This is a genomic window from Rhizobium sp. CCGE 510 (assembly GCF_000292525.1).
Taxonomy (GTDB): domain Bacteria; phylum Pseudomonadota; class Alphaproteobacteria; order Rhizobiales; family Rhizobiaceae; genus Rhizobium.
This window is the reverse complement of sequence record NZ_AEYF01000044.1, coordinates 446,932-470,212: the sequence shown is the minus strand read 5'-3', so window position 1 is coordinate 470,212 and position 23,281 is coordinate 446,932. Positions and strand designations below refer to the sequence as shown.

The following is a 23,281-nucleotide window of genomic DNA, read 5'->3' as shown; positions in this document are numbered from 1 at the left end:
TTGATCGAAGCATCCAGCTCCAGATCCCCGCTATTTCTCTGACGTCTTGAACGAATTTGGGAAAGCCGACCATGACCCCGCCAAATCCGAAGCTTGCCAGGGAGCTTCTCCTGCTGCTGGTGCTGGCGACCCTTTGGGGGGCCTCCTATACTTTCATCAAGATCGGTGTCGAGACGATCCCGCCGGTGACGTTGATCGCCGTCCGCACGCTGATTGCCGGCGGCATCCTGCTGGTCGTCCTCCGCTACCGACGAATCCGCCTGCCCAGCGACCGCGCGACGTGGCGGCGGTTTTTCGTTCAGGCCTGTCTGAACAGCGTCATTCCCTTCACGCTGATTGCCTGGGCGGAACAATCCGTCGATGCCGGGCTGGCGGTTATTCTCAATTCGGCAACGCCGATCTTCACCTTCCTGCTGACCGTACTGATAGCCCGCCATGAGCAGGTGACGGCGCGAAAGCTTTTCGGCGTTATATCAGGACTTGCCGGTATCTGCCTGGTCATCGGCGTCGAGGTGCTCGGCGGTCTCGGCGAAAGCCTGATGGCGCAGCTCGCCATCATCCTGGCGACCGCCTGTTATGCAGGTGCGGCGATTTTCAGCAAGAACTTCAAGGGTCTCGATCCCGCCGTGCCGGCGGCCGGCTCGTTGATCTCAGGCGCGGTCATTCTCTTGCCGGTCAGCCTCGTCGTCGACCGGCCGTGGGCGCTCGATCCCTCGGCCGCATCGATTCTGGCGCTGCTGGCTCTCTCCGCCTTTTCGACGGCCCTTGCCTTTGCGATCTATTTCCGTCTCGTCCAAACGCTGGGTTCGGTCGGAACGACGTCGCAAGCCTACCTCAGGGTGCCGATCGGAGTCACGATCGGCATCGTTTTCCTCGGCGAAAGGCTGAGCCCGACGGCCTGGATTGGACTCGTTTGCGTCATCCTCGGTGTCGCAGCCATGACCATCCCGGCAAGGGCGAGTGCAATCAAGGCGAGAAGTGTCTAGAAGTTATTGGTTGGCGGCCGGTGGCAGTTACTGTGTTTGCGGGCGCCTGTCACACGCAGTACGCGTATTAGCAATCGCAGTTTTTCGCCCTATTGACTTTTCGGCAACGGCTGGCTAGAAGCCCGCCGCAATCGATGCCGCAAACGGCGTCTGGAGTTATCCCCAGCATCAGAAGGGCATCAGGGACCCGCAGGCTGACGCCGATCTTGCTTGAGATTGCGCGAAGTGCTTGGATGAACCTGAGGCTTGGCGTAAACTGATACCCGCAAACGACGATAAGAAGGGAAACTCCATGAGTGTGCGTGTGTCCGGTAAACATATGGAAATTGGTGACTCGTTCCGTCAAAAGATCGAGGACCAAATTGGTATGGCCATCACGAAATACTTCGACGGGGGATATTCGGGTCAGGTGACCGTGGAAAAGGCGAGTTCTCGTTACTCGGCAGACTGCAAGCTTCATCTCGACAGTGGGGTGGTGCTGCATGCGGCGGGCGAGGCGACGGACCCGCAGCTGGCTTTCGACGCCGCTTCCCAGCGCATCGAAAAACGGCTGCGCCGCTACAAGCGCAAGCTAAAGGACCATCATGCCGGAAACCATCTGAACGGTTTTGCAGAAGTCGCCTACACGGTCATGGATTCCGTTCCTGACCACGAGGATGAAATCCCCGACGATTTCGCGCCCGCGATCGTCGCCGAAAGCACGAAGCAGCTGAAGACCATGTCGGTCGCCACCGCCGTGATGGCGCTCGACATGACCGACGAGCCACTTCTCCTGTTCCGCAGCCCCGGCAAGGAACACTTGAACATCGTTTACCGTCGGCATGACGGAAATATTGGCTGGATCGATTCAGCCAATATCAAAGGCTGAGATCAGGGCGGTGAGCGGCGGTGTTGCCGCCGCTCCTTGCATTTGATCAAGGCGACAGAAGGAAAAAGAAATGGCATTGGCAGATTTGCTCCATCAGGATGCAATCATTCCCGCCCTCAGAGTAAATTCCAAGAAACAGCTGCTTCAGGAATTGGCCGCACGAGCTGCCAGGATCACCGGGCTCTCCGAACGGGAGATTTTCGACGTCATCCTGCAGCGCGAACGCCTTGGCTCGACCGGCGTCGGCAACGGCATCGCCATTCCTCACGGCAAGTTGATCAACATTCATTCGATCGTCGGCATCTTCGCCCGGCTGGAGCAGCCTGTCGATTTCGAAGCCCTGGACGACCAGCCTGTCGATCTCGTCTTCCTGCTGCTGGCGCCGGAGGGCGCGGGTGCTGATCACCTCAAAGCCCTGTCGCGGATTGCTCGCGTGCTGCGCGATCACGATCTGGTCGCCAAGCTGCGCGCCACCGATTCCGCTTCGGCGATCTACGCCTTCCTCAACGAAGAGCAGACGTCGAACGCCGCCTAAGCGACATTTATCCCTGAAATGCAAAAGCGCCGGGTCTTCCTGGCGCCTATTACGTGATGAGGGACTGAACGGTCAGAACTCTTCCCAGCTCTCCTGCGCCACGGCAGCCGAACCGCGTGATGGCGCAGCTGGGCGGCGGACCGCCGGGGTGGCAGCGCGATGCACGGGGGCTGCGGCCGCCGGCGCACGCATCCGCTGCGCCATCGAGGTCAGTGCCGCGGCGTTGCCGGAACCAGAGATCCTGAAGCGTGTGGCGAGCGCCTTCAGCGTCTGTGCCTCGTCGTTGAGGGCAACGCTGGCTGCTGTCGCTTCTTCCACCATCGCCGCGTTCTGCTGCGTCACCTGGTCCATCTGGTTCATGGCCTGGTTGATCTCCTTCAGGCCGACAGCCTGTTCGCTGGCCGATGCCGAGATCTGCCGGATCAGGTCGTTGATGCCCATCACCTGTTCGGCGATCTTGTGCAGCGTGCCGCCGGCGCGCCCGACGAGATCGACGCCTTCCTTGACCTGGAGCGCCGAGGTATTGATCAGCGTCTTGATTTCCTTGGCGGCATTGGCCGAGCGCTGCGCCAGTTCACGCACCTCCTGGGCGACGACGGCAAAACCCTTGCCGGCTTCCCCGGCCCGCGCCGCCTCGACACCGGCGTTCAGCGCCAGCAGATTGGTCTGGAAGGCAATCTCGTCGATGACGCCGATGATCCGCGAAACCTCTGTCGAAGACTGCTCGATCCCGTGCATCGAGGCGATCGCCTTCTGCACGACTTCGCCGGACTTCTCGGCATCCTGGCAGGCAAGGTTGACGTTGTCGGCGGCCGTGCGCGCATTCCCGGCGCTGGAATCGACCTGCGCGGTGAGCTCGTTGAGTGCGGCGGCCGTCTCTTCGAGGCTTGCCGCCTGCTGTTCGGTACGCTTGGCGAGGTCGGAGGCGCTGTTGCTGATCTCGCCGGTGCCAAGGCCGATATTGGCGACGCTAAGGTTCATCGTGTGGATGGTCTCTTCGAGACTGGCAAGGGCGGCATTGAAGTCCTGTTTCAGCTTGCCGTATTCACCGGGGAATTCGTCGGTGATGCGGTGACTGAGATTGCCCTGCGACAGCGCCGAAAGGCCAGCGCCGACGATCGAGACGATATGGCGCTGCAGCGACACCGATTCCTGGCGTTCCGATTCGGAGCGGCTGCGCTCGGTCTCTGCGGCCAGCCGTTGGTCTGCGGCCTCGTCTTCAAGGCGCCGGCTGTCGGCGAGCGTGAAACGGAAACCTTCGAGCGCCTTGGCGACCGAGCCGATTTCGTCGCTGCGATCCTGGGCGGCGACCGGTTCTGCGTATTTGCCGTCGCTGAGCGCCTTGACGCTGGCGACGAGCCCGCCGAGCGGCCGCTGCACGAACGAGCGGACAGCGAAATAGAGCGCGAGCATGACGGCACCGAGCACGATCAGGCCGTTGACGATCATCATATAGGTCTGGTCCCGCACCGGCGCGTTGATCGCCGTGTGCGGCACGTCGACGAGTACGACCCAGGTGGCGTTGACGCCCGGAACCGCGAATGGATAGACGACCCGGTCGAAGGGATCGAGGCCGTCATAGGTGAGGTTTCTGACGAGGCCGGGCTGCTTGGCTGACAGCGCCGTTTTGACGACGTCGGCGCCTTCGCCGTCATATTCCTTGGTCATCAGGTCGGGGATCGGCGCGACGATCCAGTTGCCGGCCTGCGACAGCAGCGTGACGCGGCCGGAGCCGAAGGGATGCAGCGCCTGCAGCTTGTCGGTCAGCGACTTCAGCGATATGTCGACGCCGGCGACGCCGATCATCTTGCCATCAGACATGACCGGATAGGCAATCGAGGTCAGGAGCGTCGGAACATCGGTTCCCTCGGCCATGTAAGGCGTGGTAATCGCCCCCTTGCCGCTCTCGGCCGCAAGCTTCCACCATGCGGCGGTGTAGTCATTGTCGAAGGTCGAATATTGGATGCCGCCGTCCTTGGTCTTCGACCAGTAGGGCGTGAAGGCGCCGTTTTTGTTCGTGCCTTCGTCATTGTTGTTGGCGATCTCGGCCGACTTGCCGTCCAGCGCCCCGAGCTGCTCGCAGAACCAGCTGCCGAAGGCGAAAGCGTTCTGTTCGAGGTTGGCCTTCAGCACGTTGATCATGCCCTTGCGATCGAGCGATTTGCCTTCGTGGCCGCGGCCGACGACGCCCGACATGGTGCGCGCCGCGCTGGCGAGCTCGCCGACATTGGCGGCGATTTCATTGGCGATCGACTTTGCCTCGAGGTTGGCCTGATCCATCGTCAGCGTCTGAACGCGATCCCGGGTCTGGCCGATGAGGAAAAAGTTCGAAACGATGAGGACAAGCGCGATGGCAATGCCGGTGATGACGATGAGTTTCGCGGCAAGCGATTTCATTCGAAAAATGAGCATGGGATCCTCGGGAAAGGATGCGCCGAACGGGCATTCTCCGGCACAGGAGCAAAGGCATCGCCCCGTCATGGAGCCGCCGCTTACAGCGCCACGTGTCGTTTCAGACGCGCAACGACGCCGTAGCACTTTGAATATGTGGTGGGCGGCGGACCTCAAACCAGGAGCAGCCGTCGACCACCAGCAACATCGCCGGAGATCTCTTAAATTTGAATGAAACTCGAACGATTGAGGCCGGGAAAACCGCCGGAACAGCCTGAATTACAGGGAGTTCCGCCGGCGGTTTCGCAAAGAGACGCCTCTATATCTTGGCTGCGACGTCCGCACCCGAAGGGATCGATGGCTGCGCCCCTGATTTGAGGCAAGCGAGCGAGCCGGCAACGGCCGCACCCCGCAGCGCCGAGGTAAAATCGAGGCCCTCGTCGAGGCTCGCAGCGAAATAGCCGCAGAAGGTGTCGCCGGCGCCGACCGTATCGACGGGTTCGATCCTCAGACCTTGCGCTCTTGAAATCGCCCCGTCGCGGATGGCGACGACGCCGTCGCCGCCAAGCGTCACGATCAGCGTCTGGCCGGTTTCGGCATGCAGGCGGGTAAGGGCTGCCTCGCGCGCCTGAGCGTCCATGCCGTCTTGGCCGGCGAGCCGTTCGAACTCGGTCTCGTTGGCAATGACGATATCGGCAAGCCGGCCGAGACGCGGCGCATCGGGGATCAAAGGAGCAAGGTTGAGGATGCTGGTGACGCCCTTGGCGCGGGCGGCCGACAGGGCGCGTTCGACTGAAGCAGCCGGCACTTCGAGCTGCAGCATCAGGATATCGCCTTCCTTCATGCCGCCGATCGCCGTCTCGGCATCGACAGGTGTGACCAGGCCATTGGCGCCGGGAACGACGGCGATCATGTTTTCGCCGTCGCCGCCGACAAGGATCAGCGCCGTGCCTGTGGGCCCGTCGACGTGTTTGACAAGAGAAAGATCGGTTCCCGCATCATCGAGCAGGGCAAGGGCATCGGCGGCAAAACTATCCTTGCCGACGGCACCGGCCATATGCACATAGCGGCCGGCGCGCCGCGCTGCCAGCGCCTGGTTGGCGCCCTTGCCGCCTGCGGCTGTGGCAAAACCGTTACCGGCCACCGTTTCGCCGGGCTTCGGCAGGCGCTCGGTCGTGGCGATGAGGTCCATGTTGATGGACCCAAAAACTGTGATCATCAGGGGTGTCCCGTCTTTTGGGGCATGCGGGCGACGTCATGCTCCTGCTGTTTCATGCGGGCGAGACACTGCCCGAAGCCGTCACTCCTCGTCAACCACCCTGAGCTTGAGAAGGCCGGTGCGGCTTTCCACCGATTTGGCGGCGGGTTCGCTGTCGCGGGCAGGCTTGGCCTCGCCGCCTGCCTCGAATTCCAGCGCTTCGATCTTGGCGCCGCGCCTGGTGAGTTTGTCGGCCGAGGTGACCACCATGTCGATATCCTTCTGCGCCAGGGCGAAATGACCCTGCAGCTTGCGCACCCGCTCGTCGAGGCGACCGAGATCGTCCATCAGGATCGCCACCTCGCCCTGGATCAGATGTGCCTGCGCCTGCATGCGCTGGTCCTTGAGCACGGCCTGGACGACCTGGATCGACAGCATCAACAGCGACGGCGAGACGATGACGATGCGCGCGCGATGCGCCTTCTGCACCACCGGCTCGAAGTTTTCGTGGATCTCGGCGAAGATCGATTCCGACGGCACGAAGAGAAAGGCCGTATCCTGGGTTTCGCCCTGAATCAGATATTTCTCGGAAATATCCCTGATATGGACCTCCATGTCGCGGCGGAACTGCTGGCCGGCGATCTTGCCGGCCTCGGGGCTGCCGGCGTCGCGGATTGCGTTCCAGGCCTCGAGCGGAAATTTTGCGTCGATCACCAGCGGCGGCGCGCCATTCGGCATGCGGATCGTGCAATCCGGCCGTGAGCCGTTCGAGAGTGTCTGCTGGAAGGCATAGGCACCCATCGGCAGGCCGTCGGCGACGATGGTTTCCATTCGCGACTGGCCGAAGGCGCCGCGTGTCTGCTTGTTGGACAGAATGGCCTGCAGCCCGACGACATCCTTGGCGAGCGTCTGGATATTGTTCTGCGCGGCATCGATCACTGCCAGCCGCTCCTGCAGCCGCTGCAGGTTCTCATGTGTCGATTTGGTCTGCTCGGTGATCGTCGAGTTGACGCGCTGCGACATGCCGTCGAGGCGTTGGCTGATCGTCTGGTTGAGTTCACTCTGCCGCGCGCCGAAGACCTCGGTCATCGCCGCGATGCGGCCCTGCATCTCCGCCTGGATCCTGAGAAGCTCGGCCATGCGCGCTTCGCTTTCATCTGCGCGAAAGCTCGCCTCCTCCGCCTGCTCGCGGCGAAGGCTCGCGCCCCGCAGCAACAGCACGATCACCAACAGGACAAACGCCAAGAGGACCCCGCCGGCAAGCGCCAGCATGGCGGGGCTGATCGAGGTAAGTGACACAGTGAACGAATCGGAATTGACGGTCATGCCGCAACTTACCAGAAGAGACGGCAATAAATAGATCAAAGCATGAACAAAATTGGCGACGCCAATATCCTCGCACGCCGTGGCACCTGCTGCTGTGTGCGGTCGTTCGGGCACCGCTGCCTGTCGGTTGCCTGAGGCAAATATGGCGAAATTCCAGGCGGGGATGCAAAAAAGCGTCTTCCCCGCCTGCCGGATAATTCCATAGTCGGAAAAGATGGGTTATGGGAACGCCATGACCATCAAGCCACTCATCATTCTTCCCGATCCCGTTCTCCGCCAGAGCTCCAAGCCGATCGAGCGGGTCGACGCCGACTTGCAGCGCCTTGCCGACGACATGCTGGAAACCATGTACGACGCGCCGGGCATCGGCCTTGCGGCAGTTCAGATCGGCGTACCGCGCCGCATGCTGGTCATCGACATTGCGCGCGAGGGCGAGGAAAGGCAGCCGCAGGTGTTCATCAACCCGGAGATCGTCACATCCTCCGACGAGCGCTCGGTCTATGAGGAAGGCTGCCTGTCGATCCCGGATTATTATGCCGAGGTCGAGCGCCCGGCGATCGTCTCGGTCAAATATCTCGATCGCAACGGCAAGGAGCAGACGGTGGAAGCCGACGGCCTGCTCGCCACCTGCCTGCAGCATGAGATCGACCATCTGAACGGCGTGCTGTTCATCGATTATATCTCGCGGCTGAAGCGGGAGATGGTGATCAAGAAGTTCACCAAGGCGGCGAAGTCGAAGGCGCTCTGAGCATTGCGTTGAAAATTCACCGGAAAGGCACTATGATATCACCGATATCATGGAGGCGCCGAATGGGTGATTTTCTGATCAGAAATATTTCCGACGCAATGAAGCGAGACATTGCTGAAGCAGCGCAGCGGAGCGGAAACAGTCTTTCCGACGAGGCCAAGGAGCTTTTGCGGGAAGCGCTTCAAAGAAAAACCGACGCAAAGCCTGAGGCTGTCTCGGCGTTTGCAGCAATACGCGACGCTTTCGAAAGAGAAGACGCCGTAGGCGATGAATTTGCTGCGATCATGGAAGAAATCGAGGCCGCTCGGAAAAAGGATTTCGGCCGGCCGTTCGAGGATTTCGAATGATTGTTCTCGATACGAATGTCGTTTCCGAGTTCGCTCGGCCATCGCCAAACGAAAATGTGAAGGCCTGGATATTGCGGCAGGACGGCTCGAGAATCTGGCTTTGCACCGTTGGCTTAATGGAGCAGATTTACGGGGCCGAAAGAGTTCTTTTGAAGACAGGATCGGACCGCTTCTTTCGCGCTATCGAGAATTTAGTGAAAGGCGAATTTCGTGACCGTATCGCCGGCTGGGATCTGGAAACGGCCATGGCAACCGGTCGCTTGCGGGCAAAACGCGAAAGCTTAGGGCGGCCGATTTCGGTCCAGGATGCAATGATTGCCGCCATTTGCCTTGCCAACGGCGCGACGCTCGCCACCCGCAACACCAGAGATTTCGAGGGGCTTGATCTCAAGCTCGTAAACCCGTTTGAAGACGGTTGATCCTCAATTGGCGAGATAAAATGTCTCTTCGCATCATTTTCATGGGAACACCGGAGTTCTCGGTCCCGACCCTGCGCCTGCTCGTCGATGCCGGCCACAGGATCGCCGCCGTCTATACGCAGCCGCCGCGGCCGGGCGGGCGGCGCGGGCTCGATCTGCAGAAATCGCCGGTGCATCAGGCAGCCGAACTGCTCGGTCTTCCGGTCTTCACGCCGGTCAATTTCAAGGATGCCGACGAGCGCGAGAGATTTGCCGCATTCGATGCCGATGTCGCCGTCGTGGTCGCATACGGGTTGCTGCTGCCGGAGGCAGTTTTGAACGGAACCCGCGATGGCTGCTATAACGGCCATGCCTCGCTGCTGCCGCGCTGGCGAGGGGCCGCGCCCATCCAACGGGCGATCATGGCCGGTGATGAGCAGACCGGCATGATGGTGATGAAGATGGACAAGGGTCTCGATACCGGCGCCGTCGCCCTGACCCGAAAAGTCGAGATCGGCCGCAACATGACTGCAGGCGAGTTGCATGACCGGCTGATGCAGGTCGGCGCCAAGGCAATGGCGGAAGCGATGGTCAAGCTGGAGATGAACGACCTGCCGCTGACGCCGCAGCCGGAAGTAGGCGTGCTCTATGCCGCCAAGATCGACAAGGCCGAGACACGCATCGATTTCGCCAGGGATGCCAGCGATGTGCACAATCACATCCGCGGCCTGGCGCCATTTCCGGGGGCCTGGTTCGAGCTTGCGATCGGCGGCAAGCCGGAGCGGGTGAAAGTGCTGGGCTCCGAGCTGGCCGAAGGGCAGGGGATAGCCGGGCAATTGCTGACCGACGATCTTCTGGTCGCCTGCGCGTCGGGCGCGGTGCGGCTGACACGGCTGCAGAAGGCCGGCGGCAAGCCGCTGGCGGCAGCCGATTTCCTCAGAGGCACGCCGCTTGGCGCAGGCACGAGGCTTTCCTGATGCCGCGTTTTCGCATGACCGTCGAATATGACGGCGGCCCCTATGTCGGTTGGCAGCGACAGGAGAACGGTCACTCGGTGCAGGGCGCGATCGAAGCGGCGGTACGGTCGCTGACCGGCGAGACGGTTTTGGTCCGCGGCGCCGGCCGTACCGATTCCGGCGTCCACGCCATGGGGCAGGTGGTCCATGCCGATCTTTCCAAGGACTGGTCGCCCTACAAGCTGCAGAACGCGTTGAACGCACATCTCAGGCTCGCCGGCGAGCCTGTCTCCATTCTCCATGTGCTGGAGGCCCCCGACTTCTTCGACGCCCGCTTCTCGGCGCTGCGGCGCCATTACCTCTACCGCATCCTCAGCCGCCGGGCGCCGCTGGCGCTTGAAGCCGGCAGGGCCTGGTGGGTGCCGAAGGTGCTCGATCACGAGGTCATGCACGCCGCCGCCCAGAAGCTGGTCGGACGGCACGATTTCTCCACCTTCCGCGCCGCCCATTGCCAGGCAAACAGCCCGGTGCGCACGCTCGACCGGCTGGATGTGACCCGCAACGGCGAGCTGATCGAGATCCGCGCCACAGCGCAGAGCTTCCTTCACAACCAGATCCGTTCTTTTGCCGGCACGCTGAAGCTCGCCGGCGAAGGCAAATGGACGCCTGAAGATGTCGAGGCAGCCCTCGAAGCGCGCGACCGTAAGGCCTGCGGCCCGGTGGCGCCGCCTGACGGGCTCTATTTCATGCAGGTGGATTATCCAAACGTGATCCCGGATCGCCGCAGGCCGGTCCCCGATGCCGATACCGATGAGAGTGATGATCTGTCGTAAAGTTGATCAGACGGGATAGATGCCGAGGAAGTGCTGCAGATATTCCGAAAGGATCATCGACGGCACCAGCAGCACCAGCGTCAGCGCCCCGACCATCAGCGCGTGACCATGGCAGATCATCCGGATAATGCGCGCCAGCGCGAAGACCTGCGCCAGCATGAAGGCAAGCAGCAGCAGCGAGACGAAGCCGACGGAGCCGGGAAGGAAGAACACCAGCGCCAGCATCAGCCCGTTGATATAGGAGAGCGGCACGCCCAGCCAGTTGACGCTGACGACGACGGGGGCGAAACGCTCACCCATGCGGAAGGCCAGCAGCAGCAGCCCGGCAAAGACCAGCGGCACGAACCAGTTAGCAACCTCGACGAGGCCGAGCCTGATATAGAAGGCAAAGCCGACATCGGCTTCCGGCGGCATCGACAGCAGAAAGGCCTGTCGCCACCAGAGCCAGGAAATGCCCATCGGCGGCAGGCACCAGGCCATCGCCCAGAACGAGCGGTTGACGCCGCGCTCGGACATGTCGAGGTAGCGGAACCCGCGCGGATCCAGCCGGATCAGCAGCCAGAGGCCGGCCAGATAGTACTGGACTTCCCTAAGCCCCGGCATTGGCGAACCAGTGCGCGATGAAGGTCTCGTAGATTGCCGTCAGCATCTCCAGATCGGCGACAGTGACGCGCTCATCGACCATGTGCATCGTCTGGCCGACGAGGCCGAACTCGACGACCGGGCAATAATCCTTGATGAAGCGCGCATCCGACGTGCCGCCGGTGGTCGAAAGTGCCGGCGACTGGCCGGTGACGCTCTCGACGGCCGATGACAGCGAGGCGATCAAGCCATTGTTACGCGTCAGGAACACGTGGCTTGGCCGGTCGGCCCAGACGATATCGTATTTTACCGGCGCCCGGCCCGGCCGGAGTCGGCCGTCTCCGGCGGCAACTTGCAGACGGCGCAGAATTTCGGCGCGCAGCGTCTCGGCTGTCCAGCTGTCGTTGAAGCGGATGTTGAAGCTTGCCGATGCCTTCGCCGGAATGACGTTGGTTGCCGGATTGCCGACATCGACCGTGGTCACTTCGAGGTTCGAGGGCTGGAAGTCGTCGGTGCCGCCGTCGAAGGGTGGGTCCATCAGCGCTTGGGTCAGCTGCAGCATGCCGCGCACCGGATTGTCGGCAAGATGCGGATAGGCGGCATGGCCCTGGACGCCGTGCACTGTGATCCGGCCAGATAGCGAGCCGCGCCGGCCGATCTTGACCATGTCGCCCAGCCTGTCCGGGTTGGTGGGCTCGCCGACCAGGCAGGCATCCCAGCGCTCGCCGCGCTCGGTGGCCCATTGCAGGAGCTTGACCGTGCCGTTGATCGCCGGGCCTTCTTCATCGCCGGTAATCAGGAAGGAGATCGAGCCGGCGGGCGATCCGTTTTTCTCGATATGGCGGGCGACGGCGGCGACGAAACAGGCGATGCCGCCCTTCATGTCGACGGCGCCGCGGCCGAACAGCTCGCCCTTCTCAATCTCGGCGGCAAAGGGTGGATGCGTCCAGGCGGCCTCGTCGCCGACCGGCACGACATCGGTATGGCCGGCAAACATCAGATGCGGGCCGTCCTTGCCGAGGCGGGCATAGAGGTTTTCGATATCGGCTGTGCCCTCTTCGCTCGCCTTCACCTTGTCGACAGTGAAGCCGAGCGGCGCAAGCATGGCGTCGAGCGCCGACAGCGCGCCGCCTTCGGCTGGTGTCACGGAGGGGCAGCGAATCAGCGTCTGGAGATTGGCGACGGGATCGGTAGCGGTCATGGCGGTCGAACTATCCGGCGGGAATGGCAAAGACATGGCAAGGCGGCGACGCCTCGCGTAAAAGACGCCGTCTGTTTACCGGATCAATGTCCTGGTGTCATCAATCTCTGAGCAGCTCGTTGATGCCGGTCTTGGAACGGGTCTGTTCATCGACGCGCTTGACGATGACGGCGCAGTAGAGATGCGGCGCCGGCTTCCCGTTGCCCATGGTCGCATTGCCCGACGGCATCGAACCGGCGACGACGACGGAATAGGGCGGCACTTCGCCGAAGGTCACCTCACCGGTGGCGCGGTCGACGATCTTGGTCGACTTGCCAATGAAGACGCCCATGCCGAGCACCGAGCCCTCGCGGACGATGCAGCCCTCGACCACTTCCGAACGCGCGCCGATGAAGCAATTGTCCTCGATGATCGTCGGGCCCGCCTGCATCGGCTCCAGCACGCCGCCGATGCCGACGCCGCCGGACAGATGCACATGCTTGCCGATCTGGGCGCAGGAGCCGACCGTCGCCCAGGTATCGACCATCGTGCCTTCGCCGACATAGGCGCCGAGATTGACGAAGGAGGGCATCAGGATGGCGTTCGGGGCGATATAGGCCGAGCGGCGCACGACGCAGTTCGGCACGGCACGGAAGCCTGCGGCGCGGAAATGGTTCTCACCCCAGTTTTCGAATTTCGAGGGAACCTTGTCCCACCAGGTGGAATTGCCCGAACCGCCCTTGACCACATCCATGTCGTTGAGGCGGAAGGACAAGAGCACGGCCTTCTTCAGCCATTGATTGACCGTCCAGGCGCCGTCGGCGCCGCGCGTGGCAACGCGGACCGTGCCGGCGTCGAGCAGATCGAGCGCGGCTTCGACCGCATCACGGACCTCGCCCTTCGTCGACGTGTTCACATTGTCGCGATTGTCGAAGGCGGCTTCGATGGTCTTTTCGAGGGATGCGAGGTCGGTGGCGCTCATGAGAATTCCTTAAACTTCGATCTTTATCGTGGAGACGGCGAAGTCTCCGGAAGGCGGTTGGCGGGGGTTTTCCCTGCTCTACAGCATGCAGCCGTAGAACGGAATGATTTTTCCGACAAGATCCTATCTGGATTCAAGGCGTTATAGCGACATATCCGGCTTTGTAGCCGGCAATACTGAAAGGCATTTCGAGATGGCGAAGGGACGGAACGGCGGTTCGCGGCGCAAGGATGGCGTATGGGACCCGCTGAAGAGCAGTTCGACCGACAGGCAGCGCGCCGAGGCCGTGCCGAAGACGCCGCAGACGATGTCGCCTGCCTACCGGCTTGCCTATGTCGACGAGGATTTCCTTTGCCGCGAGGAGCTGCGGCCGATCCGCCTGCAGCTGGAACTGATGAAGCCGGAAATGATGCTGACCGAACGTGGCATCAAGTCGACCGTCGTTATGTTCGGCGGCGCCCGCATTCCCGCCCCCGGGCAGAGCGCCTGGGCCGCCCGCAACGATGTCCAGCGCGTCAATCTGGAAGCGGCCTCGGTCTACTATGACGAGGCGCGCAAATTTGCCCGGCTCTGCTCGAAATATTCGGCAAGCTTCGATTTCCACGAATATGTCATCGTCACCGGCGGCGGCCCCGGTGTCATGGAAGCGGGCAACCGCGGCGCGGCCGACGAGGGCGCCCCGTCGATCGGCCTCAACATCGTGCTGCCGCACGAGCAGGCCCCGAACGCCTATGTGACGCCGGAACTCAGCTTCAACTTCCACTATTTTGCCATCCGCAAGATGCATTTCATGGTGCGCGCCAAGGCGATCGCGGTGTTTCCCGGCGGTTTTGGCACCCTCGATGAATTCTTCGAATGCCTGACGCTGATCCAGACCGGCCGCATGGAGCGTCTGCCGCTGATCCTCTTCGGGGAGACATTCTGGAGGAGCATCATCAATTTCGACGCATTGGCCGAATTCGGCACGATCGCGCCCGACGACGTCAAGCTGATCAGCTTCGTCGACACGGCTGAAGCCGCATGGAAGATCGTCCAGGATTTCTACGAACATCGCGAGTAAGGGCCGGGCGCAGCGCCCGCAGCAATGCGGTTGGAATTCCCGCTCCTTCCCCATCGGGCGGGAAAGAGCGGGAAGCAATGCTTCGTCCTGGTTTACAGAAGCGGCCGGTCCGGCATGTCGTCGATCGAGATGACGCCGTCCTTATTGCGGTCCATCCGCGCAAACAGCTTGTCGAAGGCGGCGACGGCTTCCTGTTTGGAAATCTGACCGTTCTGGTCGGTGTCGACCCGGTGCATCATCATCGAGGCGCGCATGAAGTTGCCGCCATGGCGCATCCAGTGATGTCCGTCATGGCCGTCGTGCCCGCCGCGGGGCGGCCGTGCCTGGTCGTTATCCTCAGGTGTCGCGGCTGCGGTATCCGCCTTCTTGGTTTCGCCGGCATCCTGCTTGCGCTGATCCTTCATCGCCTGCATCTGCGTCTTCTGGTATTCGTGGATCTCGCCAGGGGTTAGCGAGCCGTCCTTGTTGGTGTCGATCGCAGCGAAAACCTTGTCGAGGCCGGCGGTTGCCTCTTCCTTGGTAACCTGCCCGTCCTTGTTCGCGTCGAATTGCTTGAGCATTCTGACGTAGGTGATTTCGCGGAAGGCGGCAGGCCCTGGACCGTGCATGCCGGCGTGCTGACGCGGCCCGTCACCGGGAGCGGCATGGCCTGCCCCGGCGGCTGCGCCGAAGATCAGGGTTGAGGAAAGCGCTGCCAGTATCAGCTTGTTGCGGTACATCGTATTTGCCTTTCGTGAGGTGTCCCCTCACGAAGAAAGCTATGGCAACGGGCCGGAAAGACCCAGTTAAACATCGGTAAGCTGAATGAAACTTTGGTAATGCCGTCAGCCCGGGCGAAATCAGCCCGTAGCGGTAATCCTGCCGAGAAACGCGGCGAGATCGTCGGTGACGAAATCGATATGATCCTCTTCGCCGCTGGTCTTCTCCCACCATTCGACGACCGTCTCTTCGAGATTGCGCGGCACCAGCAGCACGGTCTGCATGCCGAGCGCCTTCGGCACGGTCAGATTGCGCGGCAGATCCTCGAACATCGCCGCCTTGCTGGTTTCGACGCGCTTCAACGCCATGAATTTGTCGTAGGTCGCCTGGGCCGGCTTCGGCACATAGTCGGCAGCGACGATATCGAAGATGTCGTCGAAATGCTCGAGAATGCCGAGCGCTTCGGCCGTCATTTCCGCATGCTTGACGCTGCCGTTGGTGAAGATGAACTTGCGCCCCGGCAGCGCCTTGATCGCCGCGCCGAGTTCCGGCTGCGGCGTCAGCGCCGTGTAGTCGATCGCATGCGCCTTTTCGAGGAAGTCGTTCGGGTCGATGCCGTGATGGATCATCAGGCCCTGCAGCGTCGTGCCATGCTCGAGGTAATATTGCTTCTGCAGCTTGCGCGCCTCTTCCCGCTCCATCTGCAGGAGCGCCGCGACATAAGCGGTCATGTTCTTGTCGATCTGCGCGAAGAGATTGACGTGATGCGGATAGAGCGTGTTGTCGAGGTCGAAGACCCAGTCTGTGACGTGCGCGAAGTCGGCTTTATCAGGTGTGCGGTCGATCTTGGTCATGGCGGACTTATGGCACGGGTGCGGCCGCAAGGAAATCGACAAGAATAAAATAGACGCCCGATTTTCGGCGGACGCGGCAGGCCCGGAATGCTAGAAAACGGACATGCTTTTCGAACGCCCAAACGATGATACACTCTATGATGCCCTGATCGCGCGCAGCGCCGATTATGAGGGCCAGGCCTATGTCTGCGTCAAGACGACAGGCATCTTCTGCCGTCTGACCTGCCCGGCGCGCAAGCCGAAGCGGGAGAATACGCTGTTCTTCGAGACGATCGCGGCCTGCATGCATTCCGGTTTTCGCCCCTGCCGGCGCTGCCGGCCGCTGGAGCAGCCGGGCAGCGAGCCGATCGTCGACCAACTGCTTTCCGCGCTCGACGGCGAGCCGCAGGTTCGCTGGACCGAGGAGGAACTCATGCGCCGCGGCCACGATCCCTCGACGGTGCGGCGCGCCTTCAAGCGGGCGCTCGGCATGACCTTCCATGACATCGTCCGCTATATCAGGCTCGGGCAAGCCGCCCGGCAACTTGCCGATGGCGCCCGCGTCATCGATGCGCAGATCGACGCCGGATACGAGTCTCCGAGCGGCTTTCGCACGGCTTTCCAGCGGCTTGTCGGCCAAGCGCCGGCGTTTTCGCAGAATCGACAACTGCTCTTTGCCGACTGGTTCGACACGCCGCTCGGGCCGATGATCGCGGTTGCCGATCAGACGTATCTGCATCTGCTCGAATTTCACGACCGCAAGGCGCTCTCGAGCGAGCTCGAGGCGTTGCAGAAACGTGTCCGCTCCTCGGTCGCGATCGGCCACACACCGGCGATCGACCGGATCGAGGCGGAGATCCGCGAATATTTCGATGGGCGGCGCACCGTCTTCACGACGCCGTTGGCGCTCAGTGGCACGCCCTTCGAAAAACATGTATGGGCAAAGCTCATCGATATCCCTGTCGGTCAGACCCGCGCCTATGGCGATCTCGCAAGGCAGATGGAAAGGCCGGAAGTCGTGCGTGCCGTCGGCCGCGCCAACGGCGCCAACCAGCTTGCCATCATCGTGCCCTGCCATCGCGTGCTCGGGGCCGATGGATCGTTGACCGGCTATGGCGGCGGGCTCTGGCGCAAACAATGGCTGCTGCGGCATGAAGAGAAGATCAGCATGCAAGCAACGATGGAGGAGACAGCATGAACCAGACTGAGAAGGCCAAGGCATTCGGTGCGCTGCATCGCAAGGGCAATCCTGTCATTCTTTACAACATCTGGGATGCCGGAACGGCCAAGGCGGTGACGGAAGCCGGCGCCAAGGCGCTGGCGACCGGAAGCTGGTCGGTCGCCGCCGCTCAAGGCTATGGCGACGGCCAGAAACTGCCGATGGCGGTGCTGCTCGAGACGGCGCGCTCGATCACCGCCGTCAACGAACTGCCGCTGTCGGTCGATTTCGAAGGCGCCTATTCGACCGATCCTTCAGGTGCCGCGGCCAATGTGGCGAAAGTGATCGAGGCTGGCGCCGTCGGCATCAATTTCGAGGATCAAAACATTGCCGACGGCGGCCTTCATCCGCAGGAGGCACAGGCAGCCCGCATCCGCGCCATCCGCGAGATGGCCGAGGCAAGGAGCATCGATTTCTTCATCAACGCCCGCACCGACCTGTTCCTTCAGGAAGGCGACGGTTCCAGGCATGCGGGTCTGGTGGGGGAGGCGATCGAGCGTGGCAAGGCCTACGCGGCGGCAGGCGCCAGCGGCTTCTTCGTGCCCGGCCTCATCGAACCGGCGCTGATCGAGAAAATCTGCGCCGCCTCCAGCTTGCCGGTCAATATCATGATGAAGCCAGGCGCGCCTGACCCGGCAGCGCTGGCAAAGCTCGGTGTCTCGCGCATCAGCTACGGCCCTGGGCCATACCGGGCGATGATGGAAAAGCTGAAGGAAGCCGCGTCGGCAATCTATAGCCCGCTCTGATTTCGGTTCTTCTTGGAAGATGCGCCCTTCACTGGTGAAGGGCGCCGCCTCGATCAGGGAACGATCAGCGTTCCGATCCCGTGCTCGGTGAAGATCTCGAGCAGGACGGAATGGGCGGTCTTGCCGTTCAGGATGACGACGCCCTGGACGCCGGCCTTGATCGCATCGATGCAGGTCTCGACCTTCGGGATCATGCCGCCCGAGATCGTGCCATCGGCAATCAGCGCATGTGCTTCGGCGACGGAAAGCTCCTTGATGAGCTGACCGTTCTTGTCGAGCACGCCGGCCACATCGGTCAGGAACAGCAGGCGGGTGGCGTTCAGCGCCCCGGCAATGGCGCCGGCAAAGGTATCGGCATTGATATTGTAGGTGGCGCCGTCACGGCCGGGCGCGACCGGGGCGATCACCGGGATCATCTCGGAGCGCGCGAGCAGATCGAGCAGCGTGCGATCGACCTCGACCACCTCGCCGACGAAGCCGAGATCGAGCACGCGCTCGATGTTGGAATCCGGATCCTTCACGGTCTTGCGCGCCTTTTCGGCGAACACCATGTTGCCGTCCTTGCCGCAAAGGCCGATCGCCCATTCGCCGGTCTGGTTGATGAGCGCGACGATTTCCTTGTTGATCGAGCCGGCGAGCACCATCTCGACGATCTCGACCGTCTTCTGGTCGGTGACGCGAAGCCCGCCCTCGAATTTCGATTCGATGCCCATCTTGCTCAGCATGGCGCCGATCTGCGGGCCGCCGCCGTGAACGACGATCGGGTTGACGCCCGATTGCTTCAAGAGCGCGATGTCGCTGGCAAAGGCCTTGCCGAGCTCGGGATTGCCCATGGCGTGGCCGCCATATTTGACGACAATCGTCTTGTTCTCGTAACGCTGCATGAAGGGCAGTGCCTTGGCCAGAAGCCGTGCCTGCAGTTCGCTTTCGGACTCGTTCATGGGGACCCCGCGGAATTGTTCGCGGCCTTTTATCGCAAGTTTCTGACAGAGGGAATAATCCAGAGGGCAATAGTTTTTCGTATCTGGCGCGGAGCCGGTGGTCTTTAGCGTCCGGCGCACCTAAGCATGATATGAGGAACGGCATGCAAGGCGATGAGATTGCAGACCTGATCGGCCGTGTCGCGCTCGGCGACCGCAGGGCTTTTATTGCCCTTTACAATCAGACCGGACCGAAACTTTTTGCCATCTGCCTGCGTATCTTGAAGGATCGCCCGGAAGCCGAAGAAGCCCTGCAGGAAGTCTATATCAGCATCTGGCAAAGGGCCGGAAGTTTCCAGGCAGCCACAGGTTCGTCCTCGGCGTGGCTTTCGGCGATTGCCCGCAACCGGTCGATCGATGCGCTGAGGGCACGCAAGCCTATCGCCGATGAACTCGACAGTGCCTACGATCTTGCCGATGCCGCACCCGACCCGGAAATGCAGACGGTGACGAAGGATGAAGGAAGGCGGATTGACACCTGCATGGAAGAGTTGGAAGCTGATCGTGCGGTCGCGGTGAAACGGGCTTATGTCGAAGGGCTGAGCTATCAGGAACTGGCCGATCAGTTTGGTGTCCCGCTGAACACGATGCGGACCTGGCTCAGGCGCAGCCTGTTGAAACTGAGAGAGTGCATGGAACGATGACATCGCCCGACAAAAGCAAGGGAGACCGCTCCCGCGACGAGGTTCTCGCCGGCGAATATGTGCTTGGCGTTCTGTCGCTGCAGGACCGGCGGGTGGTGGAAGAGCGCATGCGCCACGATCGGCCCTTTGCGGCGATCGTCAGCCGCTGGGAGACCAACCTTTCCGCCTTCAACGACGAGTATGAAACCGCCTCTCCAAACCGGGAAACCTTCAAGCAGATCGAGGCGCGGCTTTTCGGCGATGCGGCGAAACCTGCATCCTTTTCGCAAGGCCTCTGGAATTCGGCGGTTTTCTGGCGTTCATTCGCCTTCGCCTGCATCATCGTCGCCGTCAGCGCCGTCATCTTCGCCTCCGGCGTGGTGCCTGAGCCGCAGGGGCCGACACCGCTGGTGGCCTCGCTTTCCGGCCAAAACAGCGCCATCAACCTTCTTGCCTCCTACGAGCTGCAGAGCGGCCGGCTGAAGATTGTGCCGGTCGCCGCCGGCAAGCCGGAGGAGAAGTCGCTGGAACTCTGGCTGGTGCCGGGCAGCGGCCTGCCCAAATCGCTCGGCGTCTTCCAGCCGGGCGAGAGCGGCGAACTCGTCATATCAGCCGATCTGCGCAGCCATCTCGCCGATGGTGCAACGCTGGCCGTCAGCCTTGAACCCTTCGGCGGCTCGCCGACCGGCCAGGCGACCGGTCCGGTGATCGCAAGCGGCGCCTTGCGCCGGCCATAATCGGGCGCCGGGCGTAAATCGCCCCCATAAAATCATTTTCTCCCGCCTGAAACTCTTTGGCGCAAACCTCCGTAGTTCGAAATGTCCGGACAACGCTCAGGCATAAAGCCAGCGGATGGTGTGCCGGCCTGCATAATTCTTTAAATCGGCATCGATTTAAGGAGAAATTATGCAGAAACTCAAAGGGTTACAGCGTCCTTTGCGCGTCTGAAAGACGCGCGGCGCTGTAGAGGAGAAAATCATGATTAAGTCCGTATTGCGCGGTTTTGCGCTCGCCATTGCCCTATCCGCTGTCGCCTTTGCCGCCGCCAAGAACCCGGAAGTCGGCGGCGCGGCGATGTTCGCCACCAAGAACATCATCGAAAACGCCGTGAATTCCAAGGATCACACGACGCTGGTCGCAGCCGTCAAGGCGGCGGGCCTGGTCAGCACGCTCGAGGGCAAGGGCCCCTTCACCGTCTTTGCGCCGACCAACGAAGCTTTCGCCGCCCTGCCGAAGGGCACCGTCGAGACGCTGCTGAAGCCGGAAAACAAGGCGACGCTCACCAAGGTTCTGACCTGCCATGTCGTTGCCGCCGATGCGATGGCCAAGACCGTTGCCAAGATGATCAAGGATGACGGCGGCGAGCACGATATCAAGACCGTCGGCGGCTGCGTGCTGAAAGCCAAGGAAAGCATGGGCAAGATCACGCTGACCGACGAAAACGGCGGTGTCTCGCATGTAACGATCGCCGACGTCAAACAGTCGAACGGCGTCATCCACGTTGTCGACAAGGTGCTGCTGCCGAAGATGTAAGCCCGCGTATTTCGGCAGAGGCATGGGGCGCTCTCCGGGGCGCCCCAAACACAAATGAGGCAGGCGATAGGCGGCTGATAAGGTTGCTAGCGGGCTGCTTCGGCTCTCGGGAAAACGAGGGAGACACTCATGCCGGTGCCGGGCGACGAGGCAACTTCGACCTGAGCGCGGGCGTTCTGCTTCAGTGACTGAACGATCATTGCGCTCAGCTTTCCTGGGTGCGGCCAATTCACATCTTGAGGAAGACCGACCCCGTTATCGGCAACGGTGATCCTGCAGCCGGTATCGTTGACGACACATCGGAGCGTGATCTCCCCGCCGTCACGCCCCACAAAGGCATGCTTCAGCGTATTGGTAAGGAGTTCGTTAATCACCAACCCGGCGGGCATGGCCACATCCACGGAAACCGGCCAGGTATCGACCTTCATGTCCAGCCGGATGCCTTCCACTGCGTGAGCCGCCATCACCGAGGCGGCGATCTGGCTCACATAGGTGCCAAGATCGACTGTGGCGCCTTTCTCTTCGTCCGACAGCGAGCGGTATAGCAGCGCCAAGGCTTCTATCCGCCCGGCAAGGCGTGCGAACCTCTCGCTTTCCTCGCTCTGTTGCGCATTGCGGGCCTCCATCCGAATCAGCGCCGTGATCATCTGAAGATTGTTCTTCACGCGATGCTGAAGTTCGCGCAGAAGCACATCCTTCTCGGTCAGCAGTTCGCCGAAGCTCTGATCCGCCGCGGCCTCATTGCGCGCCGCAAAGGCCACCAATCGGAACAGCGGGGTGTCGTCATCGTCGACGATGGTATTCGACCAGACATCGATAATGGTCGTGTTCTCCGGTTCGGCCACCAGCGAGAACGCACCAATATACTCCTCCGCAGATGTCACGGCGGCTGTCAGCGTCGCCCCTCCCGATATGGCGGTGCAATCCAATTCGATCTCGGACCAGGCTTTTCCCTGGACCTTAGTTGCGCTAAGCGCCGTCAGCCGTTCGAATTCGAGATTGACGTAAATCAGCGCCTCGCTGCCATCGAGTTCGGAGACAGCCACGGCAAAGGGGACGTGATCGAGAAAGTGTCGAAACCGATCGTCATCAAGGGCTTCGGCAAGATGGGGTAAATTGCCGACGCCCTCGGGCGAAAGGGGCTGGTCTTTGCTATCGGTCATAAATATTACCCGTAGACGCGGCTGCTCTTGCCCAGGATGAGAGTTAAGGGTTGCTTTAAAAGCTGCGGGGACGCAAGCCCAATAACCGCCGATCAGCCTGTCCAGGCAGCTTATCATCGGCGGCAATTGACTGGATCGCAGTGAACATGGCGATCTTCATCGTGGAACCACCGCTCCCAAAACAGCAACTTCGTTGATCGGGCGCGTCTATCGATTGCTTGCCGCAGGCTCCCCTTATTTCCAGCGGGCGATGCCGACGGTTTCGCCGATCGCCTGGCGCAGATCGTCCAGCCCGTCGCCTTTTTCCGATGAGGTGGACAGCACGCCGGGATAGGCGGCCGGGCGCTTGCGGATCTTTTCAGCGGTCTCGGCAAGCAGCTTCGGCACAGCCGGCGCCTTGATCTTGTCGGTCTTGGTCAGCACGATCTGATAGGAGACGGCCGCCTTGTCGAGCAGATCGAGCACGTCGTCGTCGTTCTTCTTGATGCCGTGGCGGCTGTCGATCAGCACATAGACGCGCTTCAGCGTCGCGCGGCCGCGCAGATAGTCGAAAACCAGCTTGGTCCACTTGTCGACCATCTCCTTCGGTGCCTGCGCATAACCATAGCCCGGCATGTCGACGATCGCCATTGGCGGCAGGTCTTGGCCTTCGCCGGAAAAGCCGTCCGGCACGAAATAATTGAGCTCCTGCGTGCGCCCCGGCGTGTTCGAGGTGCGTGCCAGGCCTTTCTGGCCGACCAGCGCATTGATCAGCGACGACTTGCCGACATTGGAACGGCCGGCAAAGGCCACTTCCAGCGGCCCTTCCGGCGGCAGGAAGTTGAGCGACGGGACGCCGCGGATGAAGATCCATGGGTGGCCGAAGAGCGGCTTTTCGTTTTCGGGCATGCGGGGCTCGGCAATCTCTGGGTTCGGTTTTTATCGGGCTTCGTGGTTTTGCGGGCGGATGTCAAGCTTTCAGGCGGTTTGCAGACTGGTGCCTTGCCTCCTTCCTCCGCTGCCCGGAAATGAAAAGCCCCGCCGGAGCGGGGTTCAATTTGGTCGCAAAGCTCGCTCTCCACTCGGCGCCATCCTCGGCCTTGTGCCGAGGATCTG

25 protein-coding genes are annotated in these 23,281 nt (G+C 61.7%); 14 read left to right on the top strand and 11 right to left on the bottom strand.

Annotated features, from left to right (window positions below; all coding sequences use genetic code 11):
- The first annotated feature begins 71 nt into the window (after positions 1 to 71).
- The 3 genes from RCCGE510_RS22355 to ptsN all read left to right on the top strand — a co-directional run bounded on the left by RCCGE510_RS22355 (position 72) and on the right by ptsN (position 2,389).
- A complete protein-coding gene (locus RCCGE510_RS22355; RefSeq protein WP_007633741.1) occupies positions 72 to 986 on the top strand; it encodes an EamA family transporter in 915 nt (304 codons plus the stop codon).
- A gap of 292 nt (positions 987 to 1,278) precedes the next feature.
- The gene (raiA, locus tag RCCGE510_RS22350) at positions 1,279 to 1,854 is read left to right on the top strand and encodes a ribosome-associated translation inhibitor RaiA (protein ID WP_007633740.1); all 576 of its coding nucleotides are present in this window, start codon (positions 1,279 to 1,281) and stop codon (positions 1,852 to 1,854) included.
- Between the two features lie 70 nt (positions 1,855 to 1,924).
- The gene (gene ptsN, locus RCCGE510_RS22345) at positions 1,925 to 2,389 is read left to right on the top strand and encodes a PTS IIA-like nitrogen regulatory protein PtsN (RefSeq protein WP_007633738.1); all 465 of its coding nucleotides are present in this window, start codon (positions 1,925 to 1,927) and stop codon (positions 2,387 to 2,389) included.
- 72 nt (positions 2,390 to 2,461) lie between these two features.
- Here ptsN and RCCGE510_RS22340 read toward each other — a convergent pair whose 3' ends face one another.
- The 3 genes from RCCGE510_RS22340 to RCCGE510_RS22330 form a co-directional block, all read right to left on the bottom strand.
- Entirely contained in the window at positions 2,462 to 4,801 is a 2,340-nt protein-coding gene (locus RCCGE510_RS22340) for a methyl-accepting chemotaxis protein (protein ID WP_007633736.1), read from the bottom strand.
- Positions 4,802 to 5,099: 298 nt separating this feature from the next.
- Positions 5,100 to 5,999: a ribokinase gene (locus RCCGE510_RS22335; RefSeq protein WP_007633734.1), complete on the bottom strand. Its 900-nt coding sequence runs from the start codon at positions 5,997 to 5,999 to the stop codon at positions 5,100 to 5,102.
- Positions 6,000 to 6,080: 81 nt separating this feature from the next.
- Positions 6,081 to 7,304, bottom strand: a complete 1,224-nt coding sequence (locus RCCGE510_RS22330) for a DNA recombination protein RmuC (protein WP_007633732.1) — start codon at positions 7,302 to 7,304, stop codon at positions 6,081 to 6,083.
- 232 nt (positions 7,305 to 7,536) lie between these two features.
- Here RCCGE510_RS22330 and def point away from each other — a divergent pair, with 232 nt between their 5' ends.
- The 5 genes from def (at position 7,537) to truA (ending at position 10,586) form a co-directional block, all read left to right on the top strand.
- On the top strand, positions 7,537 to 8,052 hold the full coding sequence (gene def / locus RCCGE510_RS22325; protein ID WP_007633730.1) for a peptide deformylase: 516 nt from the start codon (positions 7,537 to 7,539) through the stop codon (positions 8,050 to 8,052).
- A gap of 62 nt (positions 8,053 to 8,114) precedes the next feature.
- Entirely contained in the window at positions 8,115 to 8,399 is a 285-nt protein-coding gene (locus RCCGE510_RS22320) for a hypothetical protein (RefSeq protein ID WP_007633728.1), read from the top strand.
- Positions 8,396 to 8,818 carry a type II toxin-antitoxin system VapC family toxin gene (locus RCCGE510_RS22315; RefSeq protein ID WP_007633726.1) on the top strand — a complete coding sequence of 141 codons (423 nt, stop codon included), beginning with the start codon at positions 8,396 to 8,398 and terminating at the stop codon, positions 8,816 to 8,818. Before RCCGE510_RS22320 ends, RCCGE510_RS22315 begins: the two co-directional genes overlap by 4 nt.
- 20 nt (positions 8,819 to 8,838) lie before the next feature.
- Positions 8,839 to 9,774, top strand: coding sequence for a methionyl-tRNA formyltransferase (gene fmt, locus RCCGE510_RS22310; protein WP_007633723.1), 936 nt, complete (start codon positions 8,839 to 8,841; stop codon positions 9,772 to 9,774).
- Positions 9,774 to 10,586, top strand: a complete 813-nt coding sequence (truA, locus tag RCCGE510_RS22305; RefSeq protein ID WP_007633722.1) for a tRNA pseudouridine(38-40) synthase TruA — start codon at positions 9,774 to 9,776, stop codon at positions 10,584 to 10,586. The genes fmt and truA overlap by 1 nt, the downstream gene beginning before the upstream one ends.
- A gap of 6 nt (positions 10,587 to 10,592) precedes the next feature.
- Here truA and RCCGE510_RS22300 read toward each other — a convergent pair whose 3' ends face one another.
- The 3 genes from RCCGE510_RS22300 to dapD form a co-directional block, all read right to left on the bottom strand.
- On the bottom strand, positions 10,593 to 11,189 hold the full coding sequence (locus RCCGE510_RS22300) for a hypothetical protein (RefSeq protein WP_007633721.1): 597 nt from the start codon (positions 11,187 to 11,189) through the stop codon (positions 10,593 to 10,595).
- Positions 11,176 to 12,369, bottom strand: a complete 1,194-nt coding sequence (gene dapE / locus RCCGE510_RS22295; RefSeq protein WP_007633720.1) for a succinyl-diaminopimelate desuccinylase — start codon at positions 12,367 to 12,369, stop codon at positions 11,176 to 11,178. The genes RCCGE510_RS22300 and dapE overlap by 14 nt, the downstream gene beginning before the upstream one ends.
- Before the next feature lie 100 nt (positions 12,370 to 12,469).
- Positions 12,470 to 13,330, bottom strand: a complete 861-nt coding sequence (gene dapD / locus RCCGE510_RS22290; RefSeq protein ID WP_007633719.1) for a 2,3,4,5-tetrahydropyridine-2,6-dicarboxylate N-succinyltransferase — start codon at positions 13,328 to 13,330, stop codon at positions 12,470 to 12,472.
- 193 nt (positions 13,331 to 13,523) lie between these two features.
- On the opposite strand from dapD, the gene RCCGE510_RS22285 reads away from it, so the two are divergent.
- Positions 13,524 to 14,390 (top strand): LOG family protein, encoded by an 867-nt coding sequence (locus RCCGE510_RS22285; RefSeq protein ID WP_007633718.1) that lies wholly within the window; start codon positions 13,524 to 13,526, stop codon positions 14,388 to 14,390.
- 92 nt (positions 14,391 to 14,482) lie between these two features.
- On the opposite strand, the gene RCCGE510_RS22280 is transcribed toward RCCGE510_RS22285, so the two are convergent.
- Positions 14,483 to 15,109, bottom strand: a complete 627-nt coding sequence (locus RCCGE510_RS22280; protein WP_007633716.1) for an EF-hand domain-containing protein — start codon at positions 15,107 to 15,109, stop codon at positions 14,483 to 14,485.
- Between the two features lie 120 nt (positions 15,110 to 15,229).
- Positions 15,230 to 15,943, bottom strand: coding sequence for a pyrimidine 5'-nucleotidase (locus RCCGE510_RS22275; protein ID WP_007633714.1), 714 nt, complete (start codon positions 15,941 to 15,943; stop codon positions 15,230 to 15,232).
- Positions 15,944 to 16,046: 103 nt separating this feature from the next.
- Between RCCGE510_RS22275 and RCCGE510_RS22270 the strand changes: the two genes are divergently transcribed.
- Positions 16,047 to 17,120, top strand: a complete 1,074-nt coding sequence (locus RCCGE510_RS22270; RefSeq protein WP_007633713.1) for a trifunctional transcriptional activator/DNA repair protein Ada/methylated-DNA--[protein]-cysteine S-methyltransferase — start codon at positions 16,047 to 16,049, stop codon at positions 17,118 to 17,120.
- Positions 17,117 to 17,887: an isocitrate lyase/phosphoenolpyruvate mutase family protein gene (locus RCCGE510_RS22265; protein ID WP_007633712.1), complete on the top strand. Its 771-nt coding sequence runs from the start codon at positions 17,117 to 17,119 to the stop codon at positions 17,885 to 17,887. Before RCCGE510_RS22270 ends, RCCGE510_RS22265 begins: the two co-directional genes overlap by 4 nt.
- A 53-nt stretch (positions 17,888 to 17,940) precedes the next feature.
- Here RCCGE510_RS22265 and argB read toward each other — a convergent pair whose 3' ends face one another.
- Positions 17,941 to 18,828, bottom strand: a complete 888-nt coding sequence (gene argB, locus RCCGE510_RS22260; RefSeq protein WP_007633711.1) for an acetylglutamate kinase — start codon at positions 18,826 to 18,828, stop codon at positions 17,941 to 17,943.
- A 143-nt stretch (positions 18,829 to 18,971) separates the two neighbouring features.
- On the opposite strand from argB, the gene RCCGE510_RS22255 reads away from it, so the two are divergent.
- The 3 genes from RCCGE510_RS22255 to RCCGE510_RS22245 all read left to right on the top strand — a co-directional run bounded on the left by RCCGE510_RS22255 (position 18,972) and on the right by RCCGE510_RS22245 (position 21,023).
- Positions 18,972 to 19,511: a sigma-70 family RNA polymerase sigma factor gene (locus RCCGE510_RS22255; RefSeq protein WP_007633710.1), complete on the top strand. Its 540-nt coding sequence runs from the start codon at positions 18,972 to 18,974 to the stop codon at positions 19,509 to 19,511.
- Positions 19,508 to 20,227 carry an anti-sigma factor gene (locus RCCGE510_RS22250; RefSeq protein ID WP_007633709.1) on the top strand — a complete coding sequence of 240 codons (720 nt, stop codon included), beginning with the start codon at positions 19,508 to 19,510 and terminating at the stop codon, positions 20,225 to 20,227. The genes RCCGE510_RS22255 and RCCGE510_RS22250 overlap by 4 nt, the downstream gene beginning before the upstream one ends.
- Positions 20,228 to 20,468: 241 nt before the next feature.
- Positions 20,469 to 21,023, top strand: a complete 555-nt coding sequence (locus tag RCCGE510_RS22245) for a fasciclin domain-containing protein (RefSeq protein WP_007633707.1) — start codon at positions 20,469 to 20,471, stop codon at positions 21,021 to 21,023.
- A gap of 86 nt (positions 21,024 to 21,109) precedes the next feature.
- On the opposite strand, the gene RCCGE510_RS22240 is transcribed toward RCCGE510_RS22245, so the two are convergent.
- Positions 21,110 to 22,186 carry a histidine kinase dimerization/phosphoacceptor domain -containing protein gene (locus tag RCCGE510_RS22240; protein WP_007633705.1) on the bottom strand — a complete coding sequence of 359 codons (1,077 nt, stop codon included), beginning with the start codon at positions 22,184 to 22,186 and terminating at the stop codon, positions 21,110 to 21,112.
- A gap of 234 nt (positions 22,187 to 22,420) precedes the next feature.
- Entirely contained in the window at positions 22,421 to 23,074 is a 654-nt protein-coding gene (yihA, locus tag RCCGE510_RS22235; RefSeq protein ID WP_007633703.1) for a ribosome biogenesis GTP-binding protein YihA/YsxC, read from the bottom strand.
- Between the last annotated feature and the right edge of the window lie 207 nt (positions 23,075 to 23,281).